We start from the raw sequence: 25,324 nt of genomic DNA on the forward strand, positions 1-25,324 counted from the left end.
ACGTTTTCTGTAATGGAATAATTATTTTGCTTCGTTATAGCGCTTAGCAACTTCATCCCAGTTTACTACATCCCAGAAGGAATCAATGTAATCAGGGCGCTTGTTTTGATATCTCAAGTAGTAAGCATGCTCCCAAACGTCTAATCCTAAAATAGGAGTCTTACCTTCCATTAATGGAGAGTCTTGGTTTGGCGTACTTGTGATTTCAAGTTCGCCGTTATCAACTACTAGCCATGCCCAACCTGAACCGAAACGGCCAGTCGCTGCAGTTTTGAATTCTTCTTTAAATTTGTCGAAACTGCCAAATTTAGCATTGATTTTATCCGCTAATTCGCCAGTCGGTTCTCCGCCTCCGTTTGGTGACAAGATTTCCCAAAACAGGCTATGGTTAGCATGTCCCCCACCATTATTGCGAACAGCGGTACGGATGCTTTCAGGTACAGCGTCAAGGTTACTGATTAGCTCTTCCAGTGATTTCTCCTGTAAGTCAGCATGACCCTCTAATGCGTTATTAAGGTTTGTAACGTACGTGTTGTGGTGTTTCGTATGGTGAATGTTCATCGTCTCTTTGTCAATAGACTTTTCCAATGCATCATATGCATATGGTAATTCTGGTAGTTCAAATTTTGCCATAAAAATCTTCCTCCCTTAATATTATCTTACCTGTAATTGTAGATTATCAAAGCTTTATATTTGTTGCAAATTTTATGCTTCATAGAAAGTAAATCTTTTATTTTATACTAAGAAGGATCGAGTTGTACAAAGGTGGGGGCATAAAAAAACAAGCATGTTTGCTTGTTTGAACAATGGTGGCTCGGAACGGAATCGAACCGCCGACACACGGATTTTCAGTCCGTTGCTCTACCGACTGAGCTACCGAGCCATATGATGTGGTCGTTTTCTTTTAAGTGTGTTTATTTCTTGCTATGCTTCGAAGCATAGTCAACGAAGAAGTTGCTCGTCGTGTTGCAAGCTGATTCGGTGAAGTTGCACTCCTCGCATAGCTACAATGGAGTAGTTCGAGGATGTTTACGCTATGCTCTACCGACTGAGCTACCGAGCCTATTTTTTCTATTTATTTACAAGATATGTAAATGGAGGAGGTAGAGGGATTCGAACCCCCGCGCGGTTTGACCCGCCTCTCGGTTTTCAAGACCGACCCCTTCAGCCAGACTTGGGTATACCTCCAACTATTAAACTTAAACAAAATGGTGGACCCTGCAGGATTCGAACCTGCGACCGATCGGTTATGAGCCGATAGCTCTAACCAACTGAGCTAAGGGTCCGTTCATATGATATATTGATGGGGCGATCGGTGGGGATCGAACCCACGGATGCCGGAGCCACAATCCGGTGCGTTAACCACTTCGCCACGACCGCCATCGGTAAAAGATGTAGCTCTGCACATTTCATGATTTAAATGGGTTACAGTGTACAGCTTGCACACTGTAACCTAGTATAGCGGCGGAGGGGATCGAACCCACGACCTCACGGGTATGAACCGTACGCTCTCGCCAGCTGAGCTACGCCGCCATGGCTCCACAGGTAGGATTCGAACCTACGACCGATCGGTTAACAGCCGATTGCTCTACCACTGAGCTACTGTGGAATAAATTGCTGTGGATTAACCAACAAGATATAATTTACCATGTCCTAGAAAAAATGTCAACACTTTTATTGCCCTTTTGCAATACTTTTTCTTCAAAGAAATTTTTTGATGAATTGTTCGTGTTCATTCGACATTAAGTTTACAAGTCATAGGTTTTCATTATACAACATTCTATCCGAAAATGCATTTATTTTAACGAACTTGTTTACTTTAATTTAAATTCTTTGCCTAATATAGTATGCCCTTCATTCCACAGTTGAAATCACAGGTATTCTCGACTAGTTTGTAAATAGCTACTTTATTTGGGGCTTGTATTTCATATTTTGTCGGTTTCCTGACAAACTCCAGACACCGTCTTTCACAAGCACCAAAGGCAAGATAATTTTTCCGTGCGATTTAAAGATGGAACGTTCATCCTTAGGGGTACCTGTCCAATTTGGCTTCCAAAGAATAGCATCTAAATGATAGACTTCAATATTTAGTTTTGTGCTTAATTGTCTGGCAAAAGTAGATTTCCCAGCTCCAGCAGAGCCGATAATAGCTATTCTTTTCACGGAAAAGCCCCCTTATTCAAATTTGTGCTCATCAGGGTCTGTAGAATAAATGGATTTCTTACCTCTTTTCTCTCTCGAGCGACCTGGTAAAATATTTACTTTTAATTTGTCTAATTTATCATACATCATGTTAAACTCTGCTTTATCAATTGAAAAGGGAAAAGATATTATTTCTTTCCCCTCAATAGTTTATTGTTGTTCTAAAATTTCTTCTACAATATTAACCGCATGGTCGCCGATACGCTCTAAGTTACTTAAAATATCGACAAAAACAATTCCCGCAGACGCAGTACATAATCCTTCATTCACTCGGATAATATGTCGCTTCCGGTATTTTCTTTCCATCTGGTCAATTTGTTCCTCTTTACGAATTACTTCGAGTGCTAATTCTTTATCACGATTGTCTAAACATTCAATAGATTGTTTCACCGTTAATAAAGTTAAATCGAACATACTGTTTAAGTCATCCATTGCCTGATCCGTTAAATCAACCTTATTGGATATTCGATAGTCAATCAACTCAGTGATGTTTTCAAAGTGGTCGCCAATTCGTTCAATATCGCGCACACTATCCATTAAGAGAGTATGTTTATCCCTTTCCCACTTCGTCATAGATTCTGCAGAGATAGCGACAAGATATTCGGTTATTTTGCGATCCAAGTTATTAATTGCACCTTCAACTTGACTTGCCATTTCCGAATGTTTTGTATCTAATGTTTGAGCATATTTCAACGTTTCTTCCAAGCCTTTATATGCAAAGTCCCCCATACGTAATACTTCTAATTTTGCCTGTTCGAGTGCAAGTGAAGAAGATTTATTAATAACAATTGGATCTAAATGCTGTGGTTTATATTCAATAACCATATCTTCTCCAGGAATCAATTTCGTAACAATCCATGCTAATGCACCGATGAACGAGAATTGAATTGCTGTATTCATAATATTATAAGAACCATGTGCGACCGCAATTGTCATGGATGGGTTCAAGGATAGTTGTTCTTGCAAATAAGTTACAAAAGAAATAAACGGACTTAATAAGATCATAAATATAACTACCCCGATAATATTGAAGACCACATGTGTTAATGCAGCTCGCTTAGCGGCAATCGAAGCCCCTAATGAAGCAATAATTGCAGTAATCGTTGTTCCTAAATTATCACCTAGTAAAACCGGTATTGCTGCATCAAGCTTGATTGCCCCTTCTGACATTAGTCCTTGCAAGATCCCAATCGTTGCAGTAGAACTTTGAACAACCATTGTAAATACTGTTCCAATTACAACACCGAGGATTGGTGTTTCACTCATACTGACAGTTAATTCATGGAAAGAATCAAGTGTACGCAGTGGGCTCATTCCACTACTCATTAATTCAAGTCCGAAGAATAGAGCTCCAAATCCAAAGAGAGCTTGTCCAATGGCAGTTACTTTTTGGTTACTAAAGAAGAAAATTAAGAAACTACCGACAGCGAGAATTGGCAAGGCATATTCCCCTATGTCAATCCCGATAATAAACGCAGTTGCTGTCGTTCCGATATTCGCTCCCATAATGACACCGATTGCTTGTCTTAGCGTCATAAAGCCGGCACTGACAAGACCAACAGTAAGCACCGTTGTTCCTGAACTGCTCTGAATTAATAGCGTGACGACAATCCCCGCTAAAACACCGAGAAATGGATTGCTTGTGAATCGATCCAGTATATCCCTTAATCTATCTCCAGCAGAACGCTGAAGTCCATCTCCCATGAATTTGATACCGAGGAGGAATATTCCTATACCGCCGATAAAATCAAATATGAGCGATTGCACATCAATATCCAATTATTTTCATCCTTTCAAGCCTGAAATTCGCATACTTATCTATTATTAATTTTAGTCCATGATTTGTAAAGCCTTTTTAATAAAATTTACATACTTTTTACAAACGCTCTTTTATAATGTAGTTTTTACCCTTAACGAACAACTTTATGTCAAAAAGACAAAAAAATAATGCTTTACCTAATTAGGCAAGCATTAGCAATTGTTCTATACAATTTCTTCAACCTGTATCTTTGTACCATCTACTTTAACAACAGTTACTTCTGTATCTTTTGAGATCCATTTCCCCTCCGACTGGGCACTATAATCTTTTCCATTGATTCGTACTGTTCCCACTGGTCGTAAATCATTAAGTGCAACTCCCTTTTCTCCGACTAATTTTTCATATTCCATATTCATCGAGTTATAACCAGCCTCTTTGCTGAGCTGATCTTTGAGAGCAATTTTGGTCCACATTTCCCTTCGCTTAAACACTTTCAGGAAAAAGAACGAGCAAGCGGCACCTAACACAACACCAATGATGGCAAATAGAGCAGCAGTTAAACTAGGAGCGGCTACACCGACTGAGGTTAGCATAGCTACAAGCCCAATCGTTGAAAGCGTACCATCATTTAGTAATTTCCCATCTATAATAATTAGTACTAAACCAACAAAATAAATAATAATCATAAGTATAACGGATTCTGTTCCAACATAGGCACTAAAATAAACGGTAATAAAGCCAATTCCCAACAATGCAAACAGACCTCGCATATTAACGAGTACTTCTCCAATAAGGAATAGCGTTCCTAAGAATGTAATAACTAATCCAATCCATTCAAGATCAAATATGCCCATAATAATTTCCCCTTTCATTTATATCTACGGATTAAGTATAAATTTTGTTTCATAAAAAAACTTTAATCAGAAGAATGCTTCATTCCACTGATTAGTTGAGCAAATCATGAGTGACTCATCTGAACTGGAAGTTTTAGGGATGATTACTGTGGAAAAAAGGAGAAAACTATGTCAACATCTAAACGTTTATCCTTATTATTACTATTTATCTTAGTGATAATAAGTGTCATTGATGATTTATCCAAACAACAACCACTGAAAGAAGAGAGCGTTGTAAAAGTACAAGAGGATAAAGATACCGGAATTGCCCATATTAAAATCAAGCATGGAGATACCGTATTATCGGTCACAGAAGAAATTAATGAATTGGATTATTTAGATGTCCAACAAGTTATCAATGATTTTGAAAAGTTGAATCCAGGTGTTGATACAGAGTCACTTCTACCTAATTCTTTCTATTACTTTCCATTATACAATGAACCGCAAAAACAACAAGAGAGAGGTTGAGTGAACAACCTCTCTCCTATCTACATAAATATACGCAGGATAATGGATAGTGCCCCAATACCGATTGCGATATTACCTAGTGTATCAGCACCCTTGCTCCGGGAAACGAAGCCTAGGATGATACCTACCGCTCCAAAAAAGACTGGCCAAACCAAAAAGGAAAGTAAGGATAGAACAATACCAATCCACCCGTACGTACTGATAACGTCATCATCATGACGGGCATCGGCATCATCCATTGCGAACTCTTCAGCAAATTCTTCATCATGGCGCTTTCTATATCTGTCTTCACCGCCGCGATGTGGTGCTGGTTGGATATTGCGTTTATCATCATCCATTTTATTTTGCCTCCTTTTCATCGTGTTCACCGTTAGTTTATGGAGTCTGGCCACACTTATGATGTTATTAACTGGCAAGATTGGAACCTGCTTTGCATAGCTTATGTATGACACAATAAATAAAGGAGGAATCTGATGTCATTTTTTATTAAAGAAATGGTGAAAACGAAGCTGAGACAGTTAACAGCCGGAGAGATTTTACATTATGCGGATCAATACGGATTTTCGTTAACAAGGGATGAAGCAACAAAAATTATCCATTATATCCAAACAAATGATATTGATATTTTTTCAAAAAAAGGAATCGATGAAGCGCATGATAAAATAGCGGCAATTACGAATCCCCAGACTGCACAAAAGGCAAGAGCTTTATTTGAACAGCTTATTAAGAGCTATGGACTAGAACATTTATTTCAATAAAAAAACGGGTCATAACTTTAGTGTATGGTAAACATCAGAACTTATCATCATGATTCTCACCGGCGCCCGTTTTCGCAGGCGGCCGGTGAGTAGATCTGTTCGTTATTTAATCCATATCGTGTAGTTATGCCCCGGTCTATTTATTGCATAATAATTTCTTTTAAATCCGCATTGAAATTACCGTCTTTTATCATTTCAATTTCGTGTTTATATGGCGCTTTTTTATTTTTCTTGTCTTCCCCTACATATGGTGTTTCGAGAATTTTTGGCAGTTCTTTCAGCTGTGGATGATTAATGATGTAATGTAATGGTTCGAAGCCTATATGGCCGAAACCGATGTTTTCATGACGGTCTTTTCTTGCGCCTTTTGGATTTTTACTGTCATTGACATGAACAACCTTAATACGGTCAACTCCAATGGTTTTATCAAATTCATTCAATACACCGTCAAAGTCATTGACAATGTCATAACCAGCGTCATGAATGTGACATGTATCCATACATACCGAAAGTTTTTCATTAAATGTGACCCCGTCAATAATTCTTGCCAGTTCCTCGAATGTCTTCCCGATTTCCGAACCTTTTCCTGCCATCGTTTCTAATGCGATTTGCACTTCGTGTTCTCTTGTCAACACTTCATTCAGACCTTCAATAATTCTTTTAATACCGGCGTCTTCCCCTGAACCGACATGAGCCCCGGGATGCAGGACGATTTGTTTCGCTCCGATTACTTCCGTACGCTCCATTTCACTTCTTAGAAAATTTACTCCAAGTTCAAATGTTGCTGGTTTTTGCGTATTGCCGATATTAATAATATACGGGGCATGGACAATAATATCTGTAATCCCATGCTCCTTCATATGTTCTTTTCCTTTTTCTATATTTAATTCTTCAAGTGGTTTTCTTCTCGTATTCTGAGGGGCACCTGTATAAATCATAAACGTATTTGCTCCGTATGAAACAGCTTCCTCACTAGAGCCTAACAGCATTTTTTTGCCACTCATTGATACATGCGATCCAATCTTCAACAAAACGTACACCTCTCCTGATTATTTTCTTTTGTTATATTTTTTTGCAGCTAATTTTCTCTTTATATTTTCCTGTTCTTGTTTTTGTTTCTTTTTATAACCTGGTTTAACCTTCTTTGCTTTCTTGACACGTTTCCATGCTTCTTTTTCAATCGCAGACGCTTGGTTTTTTCTTAACTTTCGTGTATTCCAAGGTTTTGCGGTAACGAACTCCTTATCTTTAACATCAATATACGTTATTTGCAACCCTTTTTTCTCTAGGTTCTCAATCAGACCAAAATCTTCTTCGGTGTATAAACTGATTGCTGTACCTTCCAGACCCGCCCTTGCAGTTCGGCCGACGCGGTGAATATAAAATGCTTCCTCTTTCGGTAAGTCAGCATTAATAACATGACTCACACCTTTTATGTCAATCCCTCTTGAGGCAAGATCAGTTGCAACGACATATTCATAACGTAAATTTTGGATTTCTTTTAATACACGTTTTCTTTCACGCGGTGATAAACCACCATGAATAATACCAGCATTTAAGCCGTGACGTAGCAAGCTATCCAATAATGCGTCTGCTTCTGCTTTGCCATTTGTAAATACTAAAGCGAGGTATGGTTGGATTACTTTTGAAATATCACGAATAACTTCTCCCTTATCGCGATGTTTTACAGCAATAAATTGATGTTCCATCAATTCAGGTGAGAAATGTTCTTCAATTTTAACATAAACTGGTTGGTCCAAATACTTTTGAAAGAAATGTCGCAGCCTTTCAGGAATTGTAGCAGAAAATACTAGTAATTGAATATCCTGTTTTGACCGAACAAGCAGTTGGTCGACATCTTGAATAAACCCTAAGTCAAGCATTAAATCTGCCTCATCCACGACAAATGATTTCGCTGAATAAATCGATAAACTTTCCGATTTCACCATATCGAGAATCCGCCCGGGAGTTCCAACGATAATATGAGGTGGTGTTTTTAATTTCTCCATCATTTTCTGTTTATCCGTTCCACCAATGAGCAACTTACTTATCCAGATCCCGTCTTTATCTGCATAATGGATTATTTTTTTAACCTCATCATGTAACTGAATAGCAAGCTCCCTCGTCGGGGCTGTGATGACAAATTGGACTTCCCTTTTACTTGAATCCAGTTGATTAAATAGGGGCAGAAGAAAAGCATGTGACTTTCCTGATCCTGTTCGCGACTGACCAATCACACTTTGCCCATTTAGAATCGGCGGAATGACCTTTTCTTGTATTTCAGTTGGATGGTTAAATTGCAACTTCTGGACGACATCCATTAATGCAGGATGCATGCCTAAGGATTGAAATGTAGTTTTTGTCATAGTCGTACTCCTTTTTACCGTTAACTTCATTCCGTTATAAATATTGGAATGGGTCGGTATTACGTTCGGATGTAATAATTTCTACATCAAATTCTGTTAATTTCTGTTTTAAATAGTCCTTAACACTATCTTTCATTACAGATTCAATATAGTGACCGGCATCAATCATTGCAAGTCCCATTTCCATCGCGATCTGTGCTTGGTGGAAACCTACATCCCCTGTAATATAAACGTCTGCACCGGCACGTTTCGCTGCGTGAATATACTTTTCCCCGCTGCCGCCAATTACAGCCGCTTTTTTAACATTCTTTTGTAAATCTCCAACAACTCGAACATGCGATAAACCTAACTTTTCTTTCACTTCTTCTGCATATTGCTGGAGATTCGTTTGATTTTTCACTTCACCGATTCGACCGAGTCCAAAGCTTGCACCGGGATTGGTTAATTCGATAATGTCATAAGCTGGTTCTTCATAAGGATGTTCCTCCAGAACGGCTGCTATAACTCGCTTAAGAGAATGTTCTGGTACAAGTGCTTCAACTTTTACTTCTTCAACCTTTGCAATCTCCCCGATTTCACCTATGAATGGATCGGCTTGTGATCCCGGCTTAAATGAGCCAGTTCCTTCTATTTCAAAGGAACAGTGAGTATAATCACCCTGTTCGCCGCCACCAGCGTCACCAATCACCTGCTTGATTGTTTCTCGATGGCTAACGGGAACGTGAACTGCGTACTTATATAGCTTTTCCGTACCAATTTGAACAAGTGGCTTCCCTTTTCGTATTTCCAATTGTTCAGCCAACATATCATTTACTCCACCTTTTACAACATCTAAATTCGTGTGGGACGCATAGACCGTAATATTATGCCGAATCAGTTTCGTGATGACCCGACCTTCTGGAGTATCAAAATTAATTTGTTTCAGCGGTTTAAATAATAGGGGGTGGTGGGCAATAATAACATCGACATTTTTTGCAATTGCTTCATCTACAACTGATTCAAGTACGTCTAGCGTAATCATAATTTTGCTTGCTTTTTGATTAGCGGAACCAATTTGTAGACCAACATTATCCCATGAATAAGCTTTCTCTATTGGAGCGAGCTCCTCTAGTGCTTCAAAAATTGTTTTTACTATGATTTTTTTGCTCATGGACTAATTCCTCCTCCATCCAAATTAATTCCCGTTTAAATTGGTTAATCCGTTTTAAATCGGGGTTGTTCGCCTGCTCCATCTGTGTGATGATAAGGCTTAATTTATCCGCTTCTTTGCGCCATTTTTTATAAAATACAGGAGATTTATCCTTTAATAAATACGGACCTAATAAAAATTGTTTATCCATAATCTCGTCTTTATACGGGTCACTACCTTCCCGATCTGCGACAAGAATTTCATAAATATGGCCATTCTCCTCCATAATCCGCTCTTCTGTCAATAAGAAGCCTTCTTGATGCAGCCAAATTCTTACCTTTCTCGCATCGACATTCGGTTGTAAAATCATACGGTTAACCGTATCAAGCTTATCTTTTCCATCCGATAAAATTTGTTTGATTAATCCTCCGCCCATGCCTGCGATGACCACTTGCTGGATATCGTCGGCCTCTCTTACAACATCTAGACCGTCGCCAAGCCGGACTGTAATACGCCCCGCCAATCCATGCAGCCGGACATTCGCTTGTGCGCTATCAAATGGACCCTGGTTTACTTCACCAGCAATTGCGGTTGCAGTAGGGTCATGCGAGCACACATAGCAAGGTAAATACGCATGATCTGATCCTATATCGGCAAATGTCGCACCTGTTGGTAAAAAATTTGCCACATCAATTAAACGTTTGGAAAGTTTAAAGTTTAATTGTTTCATCCCTTACTCCTTTTGAAAAAGAAAAGCTTTCTGTTCTAGCAGAAAGCTCGTCTTTTCCTTTTATAGATATTACTGTTTTTCACTCAACCATTCTGCAAGGGCATCGAGTTCTTCGCCTTGCACTGCTTGTACTGGTGGCATTGCGCCTTTACCATTTTGAATTATTTCTTTTATGTCATCCGCTGAATAAGATGCACCTACAGCTGTTAAATCTGGTCCGCCTCCACCAGTAAGGTCTGCACCGTGACACATTGCACAGTTATTCTGGAAAATCTCATCGGCGTCACCACCAGCTGTTTCACCGCCCTCTTCTCCACCGTTTTCAACCTGTTCTGTTTCTTCACCTTCGTCTTCGCCTTCAGCAATTTCCGCTTGGTTATTTAAGCCGATAACTGAAATGATGATGACAGCAACAATTCCTAATACAGCAATAAGTGCGTATGGTACTACTGCATTCTTCATTTAATTGCCTCCTTATGTATTCCCTTTTCTATCTATAAAAGACTATATATAGTTTACTCTATAATGTGTCAATTTTAAAGGGAAATGATATTAATTCCAAAGAAAATAATACAAAAAAACAAATATTACGCCTAAAGCACCTATAAAAGCGATATACTTACTCTTTAATTTATAACCCGCGAAAATCCAGAATATGAAATTACATACGATAACTAAAGCAGCCGCGATTGGTTGGATAAACCATAAGTTACTTATTGATAAACTGAGTAATAAACCCAGGAATAGACTGATGATAAAAGCTGAATGAAAATATACAGCTCGCTTATTTTTATAATAGATAGCAACCGCAACTGAATAGCTAAGTAGCAAAAATAAAATAACTAGTTGCAAATTAACATGAAATTCAGTAAAATAGATGACAATAAACGAGAAGGGAAGTAACAGGTAAAGTAAAGCTATTTGAAAGCGCTCTACCACCTTCGTAAAAGAAGTACCCTTCCTCTGTTGTTCGATGGTTGTTGCTTCTTCACCTTCCGTGTATAAAGCAAGCAAGAAATCGCAGTAATGCTCTGGCAGTAGTTTATGTTGTTTCCAGTATTCAATTTCATTGATGATTGTTATCTTACGCTCGTGCTCCACCTGTAATCACCCCATTTTTTATAGGATCGTTCAATGAGGCAGCATCTTTGTTTAGAGCCTGTTTCCATACTGTAAAATAGTCATTTAATAGTCATTGTTTACACGTTTGTCATCGTGTAAACAATGACTGGATTATAGTCTTAGTCTAAGAAGTCTTTCAAGCGCTTGCTGCGGCTAGGGTGACGCAGCTTTCTCAATGCTTTCGCTTCAATTTGACGAATACGCTCGCGAGTTACACCGAACACTTTACCAACTTCTTCAAGTGTTCTTGTACGACCGTCATCAAGACCGAAACGCAGACGCAGTACATTTTCTTCACGATCTGTTAAAGTATCAAGTACATCTTCCAGCTGCTCCTTCAGTAATTCATAAGCTGCATGATCAGATGGAGATATAGCTTCCTGGTCTTCAATAAAATCGCCTAAATGGGAATCATCTTCTTCCCCAATTGGCGTTTCAAGTGAAACTGGTTCTTGAGCGATTTTTAGGATATCTCTCACCTTATCTGGTGATAGTTCCATTTCCTCTCCTATTTCTTCAGGAGTTGGTTCTCTTCCTAAGTCCTGAAGCAGTGAACGCTGGACACGGATAAGCTTGTTGATCGTCTCCACCATATGAACAGGAATCCGGATTGTTCTAGCTTGGTCAGCGATCGCCCGTGTAATTGCCTGACGAATCCACCAAGTTGCATACGTACTGAACTTAAAACCTTTTCGGTAATCGAACTTTTCGACGGCTTTAAGAAGCCCCATGTTCCCTTCCTGGATTAAGTCCAAAAACAGCATACCCCGGCCAACATAGCGTTTTGCTATACTTACAACAAGACGCAAGTTTGCCTCTGACAGTCTCCGCTTAGCCTCCTCGTCACCTTGTTCAATACGGGATGCAAGCTCAATTTCTTCAGCTGCAGATAGAAGGTTCACCCTTCCAATTTCTTTTAAATACATACGAACTGGATCATTTATTTTAATTCCTAAAGGGACACTTAAGTCATCCGTATCTATTTCTTCTTCCTTTGCTATTTTCTGCATATTTGGATCATCCTCAGATTCTCCAATTACTTCAATCCCTTGTTCATTCAGGTATTCGTAGAACTCCTCCATCTCATCGGATTCAATTTCGAAATTAGCAAGTCGGTCAGCCACCTCTTCATAGGCTAATGTACCGCGTTTCTTACCAATTTCGACTAAATTATCCTTAGCCATCTCTAAAGTCATTTCAGTTTCTTTTGTTTGAGTAGGCTTTTTATCGGTCATGAGTCCCCCTCCTTCCAACAAATTAAAATTCCATTAACATTAATGTTTCAGCTTTCTTTGAATCTGTAAAATTTCTTCGGCAATTTGAGCCGCCTTTATCGGATCACTTTGCTGTTCTGCTACCTTTAACTGTTCTTTTAAAGATTGGATTACACTTTTATTACTTGATTCGGTTTCAACCATTCGAATATAATCACCGAGCGCCTCCTCACTAATTTCATCCACCTCAGGGGACATAGCTATCTCCGAGATGAGCTGTTTCAATCTATCATCATTTATACTTTCGAGGAATTTACTTATATCAGGTTTGTTTCCATCTTCATAGAAAGCATAAAGATAAGTAACAATTATTTTATGATCATCAACTCTAAAGTTTGCCCCGAGTTCTTCTTGAACACGGTTAGCCACCCAATCGTTCTGCATCATATAGTAAATAATTTTTCTTTCTGCATTTTGATATGCTGGTAATAGTTTCCGCTTCTTGGGCAAAATAACAGTATTACTAGTATATCTGTTCTCGGTTGTCTTATCCGGCTGATTCCCATATTTTGCTTGAATTGTCTCTAATTCTTCTTTTAGAACATCGAGAGACATCGAGAAGTCCTTGCTTAGCTCCTGTAAATAATATTCCCTTTCTAATGAGCTTTCAACCATAGACAGCTCTTTTAAAACCTTTTGGATGTAATTCAGCTTATCGGCTTCTAGGCTAAGATTATAATCTTTTTTATAATAACGCATTAAAAACGTCATATACGTATCACTTGCGCGTAAGATTTGGTCTTGGAATGCTTCGCCGCCGTGTCTTTCAATAAAGGTATCTGGATCACTTCCGTCCTTTAAATAAGCGACTTTGACCTTACAACTAGCTTGGCGTAGAGTTGCAGCTGCCTTAAAACTTGCTTCTTGACCAGCATCGTCTCCGTCATAACAAATAATGACATCATTGACGTACCTTCTAAGCATTTTCGCTTGAGATTCCGAGAGCGCTGTCCCTAATGTAGCTACAACATTTTTTATTCCTGCCTGGTAAGCTGCAATTACATCCATATACCCTTCAAACAATATTACTTCATTTTCTTTCCGAATATGTCTTTTTGCCAGATCGAAATTATAAAGCAGCCTTCCTTTCTGGAATAATTCGCTCTCCGGACTGTTTAAATATTTCGGTCCTTGATCGTGAATAGCTCGTCCACCGAAGGCAACTGTCTTACCGAGGTGATTCCGTATCGGGAAAATAACCCGCCCCTGGAACCGGTCCGTAACAGTTCCATCATCCCTTTCCGAAACAAGCCCTGCTTTGATAAGTAATTGCTTATTGAAGCCCTTCTTTTCAAGAAATTCCACAATGAAATCTTTAGTATTCGGAGCAAATCCTAGTTGAAAGACATCAATTGTTTCATCTTGGATTGACCGATCTTGGAAATAGTTATATCCTTCCTTACCGTCCTTCGTATAGCGGAGTAAATGATGATAAAGCTTTGTTAACCATTCAGAAGCCTCCAGTATCCGCTGGTTTTCGTCGGAATAGGAAGACCTATTCTCATTTCCTGTCGTAGGAAGGCTGATTCCTGCGCGACCGGCCAGCACCTCCATTGCTTCAAAAAATGAAAAACTTTCTATTTCCATTAAAAATGTCACGACATTTCCACCTTTTCCACATCCAAAACAGTGAAAAATTTGTTTATCCTGTGTGACCGAGAAGGATGGTGTCTTTTCACCATGGAAGGGACAAAGACCGAAGTAATTCCTTCCTTGTTTCTTTAGTTGTACATATTCTCCAACAACATCCACAATATTATTGGCTTTTCTTACTTCTTCTATTACTTCTTCTGGTATTTGACTCAACTCAATCACCATATTCTATTTATTCGTGATAAATCTAGAAACTCCTTCAAAAAACGACATTTTTCTTCATAAAACCGTAAAAAAACAGTGAACTGTTAATTATACAGATTTAGTGCAGCACACTTATTTTGTCTGTATCTGCTCACCTCTATGATGATATTAACCTCCCCACCATTATTTTCCTGAATGAAGAAAATAAAAATGCTGGAATTCTATGCAGTTTTCGCCAAAAAATTAATTTTGCCTTTTTCTTTACTCTTAATTTCGATAAGCAGGGGGCAGATTCCTGCTTTTTAATGAATGTTTTTTTTTCTGAATATAACTCCGCATATTTTAAGTAATAATACTAGGTTTGCACGAAAAATTATTATAATACATCTAGACAAATATTTCTATTCGTTTGCTCATTTTTATTAAAACAGGAAAAAAGCTGGGTGAAAACCCAACCTTTTTTGACTTTTAAGGAATTTTAGTTATTTTCCGCTTTATTTTTGATCATGTGTAAAATAATATTTGCGGTTTCTTCCACTGCCTTATTTGATACATCAATTACTTCACAATTAATTTTTTCAATTACTTTATCAAAGTATTCCAGTTCCTGGTTAATTCGTTTAATTGTTGCATAGGTTGCTTGATTACCAAGTCCAAGGGCTTTTAACCTTTCTTTCCTAATTTCATTTAATTTCTCCGGACTGATGCGGAGACCAATACATTTATCTTTTGCTACTTCAAATAACTCTTCAGGTGGCTCGACTTCTGGAACAATCGGAACGTTCGCTACTTTTATCCGTTTATTAGCAAGATATTGAGATAACGGAGTCTTTGAAGTCCGCGAAATTCCGACTAGGATAATATCAGCTCGCGCAATTCCTCTTGGGTCTCTTCCATCATCATACTTCACAGCAAATTCTATTGCTTCTACCCGTTTGAAATAATCTTCATCAAGCTTATGTACGAGACCGGGTTCTAAGCGAGGTTCTTTTTTAAAGTATTTCTCCATCGCGTCCATCGCAGGTCCCATTATATCAATTGCCTCAACACCAACGCGTTCCGCTTCTTCGTTTAAATAACTTCTGAGTTCCGGATCGACTAAAGTGAATCCGATCATCCCTTGCTGTTCTTTCGCAATTTGTATGTATTCCTGAATTGTCCCCCGATCTTCAACGTAAGGAATGCGGATAATTTTATAATCCCCGTTAAATTGACTTAATCCCGCTTTTACTACAAGTTCCGCTGTTTCTCCAACTGAATCCGATAAAATAAATACGGTCGGTTTCGTACTCATTTTCTTCCCCCTTATATTCAATCAAAACGTTCATCCATTGTTAATTCCACTAGTGCTTTCGTCATTGACGTTTTTGTTATTCTCCCAATAACTTCAAGTCCGGCTTCCGTATCTTTTACTACTGGAAGTCCATCAATTTGCTTATTGATCAACTTTTGTGCTGCTTCGATTAAGGAATCATTTTTCCTACAGACCGTAATATTCGGCATCCTAGTCATGATGATGTGGACAGGTACGCCGCTTAAATGCTGTTGCCCCAAACTTGCCCGCAGCAAATCTTTTCTGGAAAGAACACCTGTTAGGCATGACTGTTCATCGACAACGAATAACGTACCTACATCTTCTAAAAACATGGATGTAATGGCATCATAGACGGAAGCATCTTCCCTGATTGCAACCGGTATCTGCTGGTAGTCCTGAACTTTCAACTTTTTTATATTCTCAGTGAGCAACTCTGACCCAGTCTTTCCAGTAAAAAAGTAACCGACGCGGGGTCTTGCTTCTAAAATCCCCGCCATCGTTAGAATAGCAAGATCAGGTCGTAATGTTGCCCTAGTTAATCCTAATTTTTCCGCAATTTTCTCACCCGTTATCGGGCCATTTGGTTTTACAATCTCAATGATCTGTTCTTGACGATCCGATAATTCCATCTTCCCACCACCTATAGGACATACTAATCACTATATATTATACATTATTTGGTGATGGAAAGGAATTATGTTATACTATAAGCTTTTAGAAATGTTGTTTCCACTCAATTAGAGCAAGATCTGCATAGTCTAAAATTAAACTGGAAATAGCTGCAACGAGTGCTAACCGATTATTCCTTAATTCCATATTATCTGCCATAACCATATTATTGTCAAAGAATTCATGGATTGGGTCGGCTAATGCCTCCAGTTGCTCAAATGCTTTCACGGCATCGTGTGCTTTATCATGGTCACTAAATGCTTTACGCGATAACTCAAATTGTTCGAATAACGCTTTTTCCGAATCCGTTTCAAACGCCTGTGGATTGATTTCATTATTTTCCGCTTTATCAGCAAGGTTTAGTATGCGAACAAGCGCTTCTTCCTTTTCTTTAAAAGCTTCTTCATGACGTTTTTTCGATAAATGACGAGCTTTAGCCATTGCATAAGTAAAGTTGCCCATTTCCTTATCCATGACAGCTTGGAAAACATCTTGTTCTATTCCAGCTTCTTTTAACAAATGAGAAGCACGCAGCTTGAAGAATTCATGGATTTTCTCTTTATAATCACTGATCTTTTCAATCTCTAGCTCATCGTATAAGTCATAGGCAAGTTGTAAGAGGTCCTCTACTTTCATTTCCCATTTTCCAGCTTCTAAAATACGTAAAACGCCGATTGCTTGCCTTCTTAGCGCATAGGGGTCTTGAGACCCTGTTGGGATCTTACCGACCGATATAATCCCGACAATCGTGTCGATCTTCTCAGCAACACTAAGGATTGCCCCAATTTCTGAATCGGGAAGGTCGCCATTTGCATGTGTTGGAAGATACTGCTCTCGGATAGCTGCTGCTACAGCTTCTTTCTCACCTAAATTCAAGGCATAAATTTCACCGATAATCCCTTGTAAATCAGTAAATTCATTAACCATGTTCGTCATTAAATCAAACTTACTGATTTCTGCCGCCCGCGAGGCATCTTCTATCATATTAGCAGGCAAGTTCAGATTTTCTGCAATCCGTTCCGTTAAAGCAGTAACTCTTTCCGTCTTTTCAGCAAGTGTACCTAGTTTTTCTTGGAAAACGACGCGTGATAATTTCTCTAAATGATGATCTATTGTATTCTTTTGATCTTCGTCATAGAAAAACTCCGCGTCTTGCAGCCGGGCGCGTAATACTTTTTCATTTCCTCGAATCACTGTTTCAAGAGCGGTGTCATCCCCATTTCTAACTCCAATAAACGAAGGTAGCAACTTCACTTCTTTGGACTTCACTGGAAAGTATCGTTGGTGTTCCTTCATAGAGATAATTAGGACTTCACTCGGGAGATCAAGAAACATTTCCTCGAATTCTCCTTTAAAGACTGTTGGGTATTCGACTAGGTTAGTCACTTCGGCTAACAAATCTTGATCAACACTCACTTGAAATTGATCATTTTGCAGTTCATCGATTCCTTCCAAGATACGTGCTTTCCGTTCCTTGGCATCAGCTATAACAAAGTTTTCTTTTAATTTCTTCTCATAATCCATCGCATCACCTAAAGTCACTGACTTCCCAAGGAAACGATGCCCGTAAGTGACATTGCTCGTTTCAACTTTAGTAATTTCAAATGGCACAATTTCGTTTCCATACAACGCAACAAGCCAGCGAATCGGTCTGGCAAAACGCAAGGTATTCGTTCCCCACCGCATATTATTACTGAACGAGATGGATGTTATAACATCTTTAAACCCTGGTAACAGTTCGTTGGTCGCTTTTCCCTCAATCCTTTTTGTAACAAACACATATGCTTTACCGTTTACTTCTTTTTCCACAAGGTCTTCCACCGTTTTTCCCTGCCCTTTGGCAAAGCCTATTGCCGCCTTTGTCCATTCTCCATTCTCGTCTTTAGCAATGGTTAGGGCTGGCCCTCTTGCCTCTTCTTCAATCGTCGTTTGCATGTCAGCAATATTTTCAATTCGTACTGCTAAACGACGCGGGGTGGAAAAAGAAGTAATCGAGTCATACGCAATCCTTAAATCCTCTAGCCATTTGGCTGTTTTTTCTTTTAATTGCAGCTCCGCGTCATCTATAAAACGAGCTGGTAATTCTTCCATTCCTATCTCGAATAAAACATGTTTAGCCATTTACTTCTTCCCCTTTCTGAAGCATTGGAAAGCCTAATCTTTCCCGTTCTTGTACATATGTTTTCGCAATACCTCTCGCAAGATTCCTTACCCTTGTAATGTAGCCTGTTCTTTCTGTTACAGAGATAACACCTCGCGCATCAAGTAAGTTGAAGGTGTGCGAACATTTCAAGACATAATCATACGCCGGAAACACAAGCCCTTTTTCCATAATCCGCTTTGCTTCGTTCTCGTACATGGAAAATAATTCAAACAGCATTGCTGTATCCGATTCTTCAAAAGTATATGTCGAATGTTCGAACTCTGGTTGATAAAAAATATCTCTTACAGTGACACCATCCGTCCACTCCAAATCAAAGACATTTTCTTTATCCTGGATGTATGAAGCTAACCGTTCTATTCCATATGTCAGTTCGACTGAAACCGGATTTGCTTCAAGTCCACCAATTTGCTGAAAATAGGTAAATTGGGTAATTTCCATTCCATCCAGCCATACTTCCCAACCTAAACCAGCAGCACCGAGCGTAGGATTTTCCCAGTTGTCTTCTACAAAACGAATATCATGCTGCAGTGGGTCTATCCCAATCTTTTTTAATGACTCCAAATATAGTTCCTGAATATTATCAGGTGATGGTTTCATAATGACTTGGAACTGATGATGCTGATACAGCCTGTTAGGGTTATCCCCATATCTGCCATCATCCGGTCTTCGCGATGGTTCCACATAAGCAACATTCCACGGTTCCGGTCCGAGACTCCGAAGTAGCGTCATCGGTGACATCGTCCCTGCCCCTTTCTCCGTATCATAAGCTTGGACGAGAATACAATTTTGCTCGGACCAATGCTTTTGCAATTCTAGAATCATTTGTTGAATATTCATTATCAGTACCTCCATTTACTCCTTTTAATCATAAGAAAAGCCGTCCCTATGCTTGTAGTCTATTACAAGCATAGGGACGGCTTTTATACCGCGGTTCCACCCTATTTACCCAAGTTTCTTGAGTCACTTTATTATCATGCTCTGGAGTGCCTCTTCCTTATTCAATCTTCATCCAGCTTACACCATCCTGGACTCGCTTGAGAAGAATTATTGATAAGTACTTTCTCCTTCAACACATGTGAAATATTATTTTGTAAATATGTAACATCATAATCCAGAAAACGGATAATGTCAATGTTCATCCTTTAAACTGATCTAATTGATTCAAAAATCTCCTTGATTTCAAGAAATATCCACCAAATCGGTCATAATAGGCATCAAGAAGCCGCCTAAATAACTGACGGTTTTCTAATTTCACCGATATTTCACCGACTTGCTCGATCCCAACTGCTTGAAACATCTGCAATAATTTTACCTGTATTTCTGTTAATTGGACAGCTTGGTCATCAAGCGACAAACATCGTCTGCATAATAAGCCGCCTTCTCCTATTGAAAATGCATAAGGTCCTTCTTTATTTCCACAATTACTACAGTGGGAAAGCGTTGGCGCAAAGCCACCTTTTTGAAATATTTTTAATTCATACATCAAAATAGGGATATCATATTCATCGTGTTCCGCAATCCATTCCATCGTACGGTAGAGCTGATCGTATAAATAAGGCTCTGGTGTTTTATCATCAAGAAGTTTCTCCGACAGTTCAATCAGATAAGCAGTATAAGCTGTTTTTTCAATATCTTCCCGCAGTGGCCGAAAAGATTCTAAGATTTCCCCCTGTCGAATTGTACTTAAACCGGGATTGATATATACAAAAAATTGACCAGCAATGAATGGCTGCGTCACAGCAGCCATTCTGCTTCTAGGCTTCTTCGCCCCTCTTGCCATTGCGGTGAACTTCCCGATATTCTTACTAAATATCGTTATAATTTTATTCGTTTCGCCATAATCAATCGTCTTTAAAATAATCCCTTCAATTTTTTCAAGCAAAGCTGTTCAGCTCTTTTCCTTTCATAATCCCAGGTTACATTTTGGTTGTCTCAATCTCATTTGATTCATCTTCATCTGCATCATTCTCTTCATTATCTACATTTTCCAGTTCTTTGTATAATAAATAGGTTTCAATGTTTCCTGTCTGACTAAATACTTTCCACGTAATATCAAGCACAAGAAACCCCGCCTTTCTATTTTTTCTTTTGAAAATGCTTCTATTTCTAGATTGACCATGAAGCTGAAAACAATAAGTATTAAATTTTACCATGGTTTAATATTCATCTTGTCTAAATCCTAATTCGTGCAGTTGGCTCTGCTTATTCCGCCAGTCTTTTTTAACTTTTACCCAAAGTTCTAAATATACTTTCGAACCGAGAAGACGCTCAATATCTTTCCTGGCTTCTTGACCGATTTTCTTTAGCATACTACCTTGCTTACCGATAATAATACCTTTTTGGCTACTTCTTTCTGTTACGATTGTCGCTTGAATAAAGACGGTTTCATCCTTTCGTCTTTCCATGTTTTCAAGTGCGACAGCGATGGAGTGCGGCACTTCTTCCCTCGTAAGATGCAGTGCTTTTTCCCGAATGAATTCTGTAATAATAAAGCGTTCTGGATGATCCGTGATTTGATCTTGCGGATAATAAAGTGGTCCTTCCGGCAAATAATTCTGTAATTCGGTTAATAAGCGATTGACATTATTCCCTTGAAGTGCAGAAATTGGAATAATTTCCTGGAAATCACCTTTTTGCCTATATTCATCAATAATACCCAGTAAAGATTCTGGTGAAACTAAATCAATTTTATTAATAATTAAAAAGACAGGGCTTTTAACGTTTTCCAAACGATCGATGATAAATTGATCCCCTCGTCCATAACCCTCGTCTGCGTTAATCATAAATAATACTGCATCGACTTCATTTAATGTATTGTCGGCAATTTTCATCATGAAATCTCCGAGGCGGTGTTTCGGTTTATGGATACCTGGTGTATCGATAAACACCATTTGATAATCATCGGTTGTAAGTACACCCTGTATTTTATTTCTTGTTGTTTGTGGCTTATCACTCATAATGGCAATTTTTTGTCCGATTACGTGATTAAGGAATGTAGACTTTCCCACATTCGGTCTGCCAATAATCGCGATAAAGCCCGATTTATAATTGGATTTCATGTAATTTTTCCTCCAAGATGTCTTGTTTTTTATTATCATACTATAAAACGAATCGCTTTTTCTACTTTCGACAAAGGTTCTGAAAACTTCCGAAGAATTGACAGGGGATAAATCACTTTCATTCAGCGTAAGTGCAACCTTCTCCTGGAGGTCCGCAGTCCAGACACCTCTCGCTTTCCGCAGGCGGCTGGTGAGCCTCGACGCATAGGATGTGCTAATGCAGACGTTGCCACAGGACGTGGCGTTCTTAGTCTGCCTCGGGCTGTCGCCCTGCGGGGTCTCACCTATGCCTATCCTCCTGCTGGAGTCTCGAGGTGTCTGGACTGCTCCTAGGAAAAGTCCAATTTGGAGCACTATTTTTCATTTAAGGAATTAGAACTCTCACCATAGTTGGGATAGTTTCCGTTAATAATAACGCTCTCTACCAGTTCAGTTGCCCGGCGGACGGTGACTCCTACGGGAAAAGCACGAGTCCGAAGACCCCGCAGGAAGCGAACTTCTTCCGAGGAGGCTGAGGCCGTGCCCGTGGAAAGCATCCGTCCGCCGGGCAACTGAACGGCGATTAGAGCACCAAATTAAATAAACGAGCAAAGACACCTACGCTGAATGAAAGTAATCAGCTGAGTACGTTAGAAGATGGATAGGAGTTTTGGGAGAAAAATAATTACTCCGACTAGTACAGCAACAATGGAACTGACAAAAACAGCACCTGCAGCCGCATCTTTAATGAAGCGGGCATCGGGATGAATCTCCGGTCGCAGATAATCAATCAATTTTTCGATCGCTGTATTTAAAAGTTCCGTTAGAAGAACCAGCCCGATTACAATAATAATGAGTGCCCATTCGAGCTGCGACAGCTCGAATAGTAAGCCAGCAGCAAGAACCAGTACCATGGTGCTTACATGAAAACGAAAGTTCCACTCCGATTTAAATACGGCCCTGATTCCAGCAAAAGCATGATGAAAGCCGACCTTTCCTCTCTTATCTTTCAATGCCAAACTCACTCAATATCTCTCTTTGTTTCGCAAACATTTCCTTTTCATCTGTCTCTGTCATATGATCGTAGCCAAGTAAGTGCAAAAATCCATGGATGGTCAGAAAAGCAATTTCCCGCTCTAGAGTGTGCCCATACTCATCCGCTTGTTCCTGTGCCCGGTCGACGGAGATCACGATATCGCCAAGTATAATAGGTATATCCACTCCTTGGATATGCATCTCTCCATCCACACGGTCCTGCATGGCAAAGGATATGACGTCTGTCGGTGTGTTCCTCTGCCGGTAATTACGGTTTAATTCTTGGATTTCACCATCATGGACAAAATTAACGGACATCTCCGCTTCGTTGGAGACCCCCTCCCGCTTTGCAGCAAATTCCAATAGACGTTTCAATAGATCCACCTGGTCGGCTGGTAATAAATTCGTTTTATCATGAAAATCGATATGCATTATGTTTCCTCCCTATTTGGATACTGGATTCTTGAATGGAAAAAACCTTTTAATGAATCACAAATTGTCCGTTGAATGACTTTTAATTCCGTTAATGTTAGTGGACTTTCATCCAATTGGCCATCCGCTATTTTATCACTCATTATCGCTGCAACAATCTCTTCAATTTTCTCTTCGGTCGGCTCAGATAACGACCGCACAGCAGCTTCTACAGAGTCACAAATGCTGACAACAGCAGCCTCTTTCAATTGCGGTTTGGGACCAGGATAACGGAACTCCTCTTCCTGCACATCTGGATTCTTCTCTTTCTCTTTATAATAGAAGAATTTGAGCAATGAAGTTCCATGATGTGACTTTGCAATCTCAATAATTTCTTTCGGTAACTTGTTCTCTTTCAACATTTCTACCCCATCATAAGGGTGACTAATGATTATTTTTGCACTTTCTTTTGGATCCATCCGGTCATGCGGGTTCTGATTAGATAACTGATTTTCAATAAAGAACTGCGGACGGACGGTTTTTCCAATATCATGATAATACGCACCGACTCTTGCTAACAATCCATTTGCACCAATCGCCTCACATGCCGTCTCACTAATGTTCGCAACCATGACAGAATGGTGGTAAGTGCCCGGTGCTTCAACTAGCAATTTCTTGAGTAAGGGCTGATTCGGGCTTGAGAGCTGCAGCAATCTCGTGTCTGATAAGATACCCAAACCTGTCTCAAAGAACGGTAAAAGACCGATTGTCAACACTGCAGCTAAGAATGCGGAAACAAGTCCGTATGCTGAGTTTAGGAAAAAGTCAATTAACGTATATTTTTCAAAGGACAAGAATAGAAATAGTAATACAGTCAGGATATTCACTAATATAATTCCCAATCCCGCCTTTAAAATAGCTAAACGGTCTTTCACTTGCGGGAAGAAAATAATTCCTGCCAGTTGGGAAAAGAAGAAATAAATTCCTGCTTCAATATTTAATGCCCCTGGAATAAGTCCATTGAATATAACTGTACCTATAATTGCATAAATTCCTGCCATAATGATCGCCAGCCGTTCACTGATGAATAACTTCAATAAAAGGGCCCCCATGGCAATAGGCATAATATAGAACAGTTGGTTGTTATCCGTCGAAAATAGGCTGACAACTTTCATTAATGTAACTACAATGAAACTTATCGTTAATAGCGCAGCCAATACGCGCTTATTCATTGTTTCACGCTTGGCCAACTTATTAATCTCGACGAATGAAATACTGCCAAGTATAATTAACAACAGAACTAAGCCGATGACGGGAAAAAAATTACGTTCCCCATCAAGTAAACCGACAAGTTGCAGCTGTTCATATATTTCATTCGTAATCACTTGACCTTCACTGACTATGATCTCCCCGGCTTTTATCATTTCCGGATCGACATTGCTGGCAGCAATTTTTCGTGCTTCATTCGTCGCTTCCAAATCGAAAAATGAGTTTTCTGTTACGATAAAGTTTGCAAACTCGATAAGCGCATCTTTAAGAACAGGATCGAGTTCTGAATACTTTATTTCATCTTCGACAATGCCTCTAGCCGATTGCAGATTCTCTGTTCGGACTCCCTCTTCCATTACCTCTTTTACACTAGCGATAAAAAGCTTTTTAGCCTTTTCGATTTCCTCCCGCGGTTGATTAATTAATGTACGAAAGGAATCGGCACTCGCTTCTAGTACAATTTCTTCGGAGAGGACTTGTCTTAATCGGTCAATTTTCTCCTCCGTCGATAGTTCGGCAGCTTCCTCTTCGCTTTCTCCTTCTTTCACCTGTTTATCTTTGTCCTTGGTCTTATTCGATTCATCGTTTAAGGAAAGAACTGCATCGAATAACTCCTCACTATAACCGATTCTTTCGTTATTGACCTGTTCGGATATCGAATATCTGTCACCGATTTGCTGGACCGCTTCCCTTGTCTTTCTCTCTGTTTCCACTTCATTTTCAATCGTTACCGGTGAACGGATCGTCGTATTCGCTGTAGCAAATCGTTGTAAGTCATACGTTTCCGTATAGACATTATTTAAGGAAATGAAAAAGAAGAAAATACTTTGTATGAACACTGCAACGACAATTAAAAATAAACTTGTTCTATTTCCCAGCCATTTCTCTACTTTTTGGAAAAAATTCTTTTTCTTTTTCACTTTCC

25 protein-coding genes, 6 tRNA genes and 1 other annotated feature are annotated in these 25,324 nt (G+C 39.3%); of the genes, 2 read left to right on the forward strand and 29 right to left on the reverse strand.

Translation table 11 applies throughout. The annotated features are described in order from the left end of the window. Nucleotides 1-21: 21 nt before the first annotated feature. The 10 genes from sodA to GN217_RS11365 form a co-directional block, all read right to left on the reverse strand. Complete coding sequence (gene sodA / locus GN217_RS11320) at nt 22-633, reverse strand: superoxide dismutase SodA (protein WP_156856793.1); 612 nt, start codon at nt 631-633, stop codon at nt 22-24. Between the two features lie 174 nt (nt 634-807). Next, nucleotides 808-883, reverse strand: a tRNA-Phe gene (locus GN217_RS11325). Between the two features lie 212 nt (nt 884-1,095). Continuing rightward, nucleotides 1,096-1,188: transfer RNA gene (locus GN217_RS11330), tRNA-Ser, on the reverse strand. 21 nt (nt 1,189-1,209) lie between these two features. Beyond that, nucleotides 1,210-1,286, reverse strand: a tRNA-Ile gene (locus GN217_RS11335). 18 nt (nt 1,287-1,304) lie between these two features. Beyond that, nucleotides 1,305-1,380 (reverse strand) — tRNA-His (locus tag GN217_RS11340). 79 nt (nt 1,381-1,459) lie between these two features. Further along, nucleotides 1,460-1,533: transfer RNA gene (locus GN217_RS11345), tRNA-Met, on the reverse strand. Between the two features lies 1 nt (nt 1,534). Next, nucleotides 1,535-1,609 (reverse strand) — tRNA-Asn (locus tag GN217_RS11350). Between the two features lie 293 nt (nt 1,610-1,902). Further along, a complete protein-coding gene (locus GN217_RS19540) occupies nt 1,903-2,163 on the reverse strand; it encodes a P-loop NTPase family protein (RefSeq protein ID WP_156856794.1) in 261 nt (86 codons plus the stop codon). A gap of 189 nt (nt 2,164-2,352) precedes the next feature. Continuing rightward, the gene (locus GN217_RS11360; RefSeq protein WP_156856795.1) at nt 2,353-3,981 is read right to left on the reverse strand and encodes a Na/Pi cotransporter family protein; all 1,629 of its coding nucleotides are present in this window, start codon (nt 3,979-3,981) and stop codon (nt 2,353-2,355) included. A gap of 204 nt (nt 3,982-4,185) precedes the next feature. Next, nucleotides 4,186-4,815 carry an NfeD family protein gene (locus GN217_RS11365; protein ID WP_156856796.1) on the reverse strand — a complete coding sequence of 210 codons (630 nt, stop codon included), beginning with the start codon at nt 4,813-4,815 and terminating at the stop codon, nt 4,186-4,188. Nucleotides 4,816-4,983: 168 nt separating this feature from the next. Here GN217_RS11365 and GN217_RS11370 point away from each other — a divergent pair, with 168 nt between their 5' ends. After that, complete coding sequence (locus GN217_RS11370) at nt 4,984-5,322, forward strand: hypothetical protein (protein WP_156856797.1); 339 nt, start codon at nt 4,984-4,986, stop codon at nt 5,320-5,322. A 20-nt stretch (nt 5,323-5,342) separates the two neighbouring features. Here GN217_RS11370 and GN217_RS11375 read toward each other — a convergent pair whose 3' ends face one another. Further along, a complete protein-coding gene (locus tag GN217_RS11375; protein WP_156856798.1) occupies nt 5,343-5,660 on the reverse strand; it encodes a hypothetical protein in 318 nt (105 codons plus the stop codon). A 135-nt stretch (nt 5,661-5,795) separates the two neighbouring features. Here GN217_RS11375 and GN217_RS11380 point away from each other — a divergent pair, with 135 nt between their 5' ends. Next, entirely contained in the window at nt 5,796-6,080 is a 285-nt protein-coding gene (locus GN217_RS11380) for a DUF2624 domain-containing protein (RefSeq protein WP_156856799.1), read from the forward strand. 140 nt (nt 6,081-6,220) lie between these two features. On the opposite strand, the gene GN217_RS11385 is transcribed toward GN217_RS11380, so the two are convergent. The 18 genes from GN217_RS11385 to GN217_RS11470 all read right to left on the reverse strand — a co-directional run bounded on the left by GN217_RS11385 (nt 6,221) and on the right by GN217_RS11470 (nt 25,319). Further along, complete coding sequence (locus GN217_RS11385) at nt 6,221-7,111, reverse strand: deoxyribonuclease IV (protein WP_156856800.1); 891 nt, start codon at nt 7,109-7,111, stop codon at nt 6,221-6,223. An 18-nt stretch (nt 7,112-7,129) separates the two neighbouring features. After that, nucleotides 7,130-8,446, reverse strand: a complete 1,317-nt coding sequence (locus GN217_RS11390; RefSeq protein WP_156856801.1) for a DEAD/DEAH box helicase — start codon at nt 8,444-8,446, stop codon at nt 7,130-7,132. A gap of 34 nt (nt 8,447-8,480) precedes the next feature. After that, nucleotides 8,481-9,596, reverse strand: a complete 1,116-nt coding sequence (locus GN217_RS11395) for a Nif3-like dinuclear metal center hexameric protein (protein WP_156856802.1) — start codon at nt 9,594-9,596, stop codon at nt 8,481-8,483. Continuing rightward, nucleotides 9,562-10,305: a tRNA (adenine(22)-N(1))-methyltransferase gene (locus tag GN217_RS11400; protein WP_156856803.1), complete on the reverse strand. Its 744-nt coding sequence runs from the start codon at nt 10,303-10,305 to the stop codon at nt 9,562-9,564. Before GN217_RS11400 ends, GN217_RS11395 begins: the two co-directional genes overlap by 35 nt. Nucleotides 10,306-10,374: 69 nt before the next feature. Then, complete coding sequence (locus tag GN217_RS11405; protein WP_156856804.1) at nt 10,375-10,767, reverse strand: c-type cytochrome; 393 nt, start codon at nt 10,765-10,767, stop codon at nt 10,375-10,377. A 90-nt stretch (nt 10,768-10,857) separates the two neighbouring features. Further along, nucleotides 10,858-11,406, reverse strand: coding sequence for a hypothetical protein (locus tag GN217_RS11410; RefSeq protein ID WP_156856805.1), 549 nt, complete (start codon nt 11,404-11,406; stop codon nt 10,858-10,860). A gap of 140 nt (nt 11,407-11,546) precedes the next feature. Next, a complete protein-coding gene (gene rpoD / locus GN217_RS11415) occupies nt 11,547-12,662 on the reverse strand; it encodes an RNA polymerase sigma factor RpoD (RefSeq protein ID WP_156856806.1) in 1,116 nt (371 codons plus the stop codon). Between the two features lie 39 nt (nt 12,663-12,701). Continuing rightward, nucleotides 12,702-14,519, reverse strand: a complete 1,818-nt coding sequence (gene dnaG / locus GN217_RS11420; RefSeq protein WP_156856807.1) for a DNA primase — start codon at nt 14,517-14,519, stop codon at nt 12,702-12,704. A 457-nt stretch (nt 14,520-14,976) separates the two neighbouring features. Continuing rightward, entirely contained in the window at nt 14,977-15,792 is an 816-nt protein-coding gene (locus GN217_RS11425; RefSeq protein ID WP_156856808.1) for a pyruvate, water dikinase regulatory protein, read from the reverse strand. Between the two features lie 17 nt (nt 15,793-15,809). Beyond that, the gene (ccpN, locus tag GN217_RS11430) at nt 15,810-16,442 is read right to left on the reverse strand and encodes a transcriptional regulator CcpN (RefSeq protein WP_156856809.1); all 633 of its coding nucleotides are present in this window, start codon (nt 16,440-16,442) and stop codon (nt 15,810-15,812) included. An 85-nt stretch (nt 16,443-16,527) separates the two neighbouring features. Further along, nucleotides 16,528-18,603 (reverse strand): glycine--tRNA ligase subunit beta, encoded by a 2,076-nt coding sequence (gene glyS, locus GN217_RS11435; RefSeq protein ID WP_156856810.1) that lies wholly within the window; start codon nt 18,601-18,603, stop codon nt 16,528-16,530. Further along, complete coding sequence (glyQ, locus tag GN217_RS11440; protein ID WP_156856811.1) at nt 18,596-19,483, reverse strand: glycine--tRNA ligase subunit alpha; 888 nt, start codon at nt 19,481-19,483, stop codon at nt 18,596-18,598. Before glyQ ends, glyS begins: the two co-directional genes overlap by 8 nt. A 69-nt stretch (nt 19,484-19,552) precedes the next feature. Continuing rightward, nucleotides 19,553-19,725, reverse strand: a binding site (T-box leader). A 56-nt stretch (nt 19,726-19,781) separates the two neighbouring features. Beyond that, nucleotides 19,782-20,528: a DNA repair protein RecO gene (recO, locus tag GN217_RS11445; RefSeq protein ID WP_156856812.1), complete on the reverse strand. Its 747-nt coding sequence runs from the start codon at nt 20,526-20,528 to the stop codon at nt 19,782-19,784. 34 nt (nt 20,529-20,562) lie between these two features. Then, a complete protein-coding gene (locus GN217_RS11450; protein WP_156856813.1) occupies nt 20,563-20,706 on the reverse strand; it encodes a YqzL family protein in 144 nt (47 codons plus the stop codon). A gap of 96 nt (nt 20,707-20,802) precedes the next feature. Next, nucleotides 20,803-21,705, reverse strand: coding sequence for a GTPase Era (gene era, locus GN217_RS11455; RefSeq protein ID WP_156856814.1), 903 nt, complete (start codon nt 21,703-21,705; stop codon nt 20,803-20,805). 629 nt (nt 21,706-22,334) lie between these two features. After that, nucleotides 22,335-22,709: a diacylglycerol kinase family protein gene (locus GN217_RS11460; RefSeq protein WP_156856815.1), complete on the reverse strand. Its 375-nt coding sequence runs from the start codon at nt 22,707-22,709 to the stop codon at nt 22,335-22,337. Beyond that, on the reverse strand, nt 22,687-23,151 hold the full coding sequence (gene ybeY, locus GN217_RS11465; RefSeq protein WP_156856816.1) for an rRNA maturation RNase YbeY: 465 nt from the start codon (nt 23,149-23,151) through the stop codon (nt 22,687-22,689). The genes GN217_RS11460 and ybeY overlap by 23 nt, the downstream gene beginning before the upstream one ends. Then, a complete protein-coding gene (locus tag GN217_RS11470; protein WP_232334414.1) occupies nt 23,151-25,319 on the reverse strand; it encodes an HD family phosphohydrolase in 2,169 nt (722 codons plus the stop codon). The genes ybeY and GN217_RS11470 overlap by 1 nt, the downstream gene beginning before the upstream one ends. Between the last annotated feature and the right edge of the window lie 5 nt (nt 25,320-25,324).

The organism is Oceanobacillus sp. AG, from assembly GCF_009746545.1.
Taxonomy (GTDB): Bacteria; Bacillota; Bacilli; order Bacillales; family Amphibacillaceae; genus Oceanobacillus; species Oceanobacillus indicireducens.

Bases quoted from the DNA above. Each gene is read 5' to 3' on its own strand.
- sodA (WP_156856793.1), bottom strand. From the start codon at position 633: ATGGCAAAATTTGAACTACCAGAATTACCATATGCATATGATGCATTG.
- GN217_RS11365 (WP_156856796.1), bottom strand. From the start codon at position 4,815: ATGGGCATATTTGATCTTGAATGGATTGGATTAGTTATTACATTCTTA.
- GN217_RS11370 (WP_156856797.1), top strand. From the start codon at position 4,984: ATGTCAACATCTAAACGTTTATCCTTATTATTACTATTTATCTTAGTG.
- GN217_RS11375 (WP_156856798.1), bottom strand. From the start codon at position 5,660: ATGGATGATGATAAACGCAATATCCAACCAGCACCACATCGCGGCGGT.
- GN217_RS11380 (WP_156856799.1), top strand. From the start codon at position 5,796: ATGTCATTTTTTATTAAAGAAATGGTGAAAACGAAGCTGAGACAGTTA.
- GN217_RS11390 (WP_156856801.1), bottom strand. From the start codon at position 8,446: ATGACAAAAACTACATTTCAATCCTTAGGCATGCATCCTGCATTAATG.
- GN217_RS11395 (WP_156856802.1), bottom strand. From the start codon at position 9,596: ATGAGCAAAAAAATCATAGTAAAAACAATTTTTGAAGCACTAGAGGAG.
- GN217_RS11400 (WP_156856803.1), bottom strand. From the start codon at position 10,305: ATGAAACAATTAAACTTTAAACTTTCCAAACGTTTAATTGATGTGGCA.
- GN217_RS11405 (WP_156856804.1), bottom strand. From the start codon at position 10,767: ATGAAGAATGCAGTAGTACCATACGCACTTATTGCTGTATTAGGAATT.
- rpoD (WP_156856806.1), bottom strand. From the start codon at position 12,662: ATGACCGATAAAAAGCCTACTCAAACAAAAGAAACTGAAATGACTTTA.
- dnaG (WP_156856807.1), bottom strand. From the start codon at position 14,519: ATGGTGATTGAGTTGAGTCAAATACCAGAAGAAGTAATAGAAGAAGTA.
- GN217_RS11425 (WP_156856808.1), bottom strand. From the start codon at position 15,792: ATGAGTACGAAACCGACCGTATTTATTTTATCGGATTCAGTTGGAGAA.
- ccpN (WP_156856809.1), bottom strand. From the start codon at position 16,442: ATGGAATTATCGGATCGTCAAGAACAGATCATTGAGATTGTAAAACCA.
- glyS (WP_156856810.1), bottom strand. From the start codon at position 18,603: ATGGCTAAACATGTTTTATTCGAGATAGGAATGGAAGAATTACCAGCT.
- glyQ (WP_156856811.1), bottom strand. From the start codon at position 19,483: ATGAATATTCAACAAATGATTCTAGAATTGCAAAAGCATTGGTCCGAG.
- era (WP_156856814.1), bottom strand. From the start codon at position 21,705: ATGAAATCCAATTATAAATCGGGCTTTATCGCGATTATTGGCAGACCG.
- ybeY (WP_156856816.1), bottom strand. From the start codon at position 23,151: ATGCATATCGATTTTCATGATAAAACGAATTTATTACCAGCCGACCAG.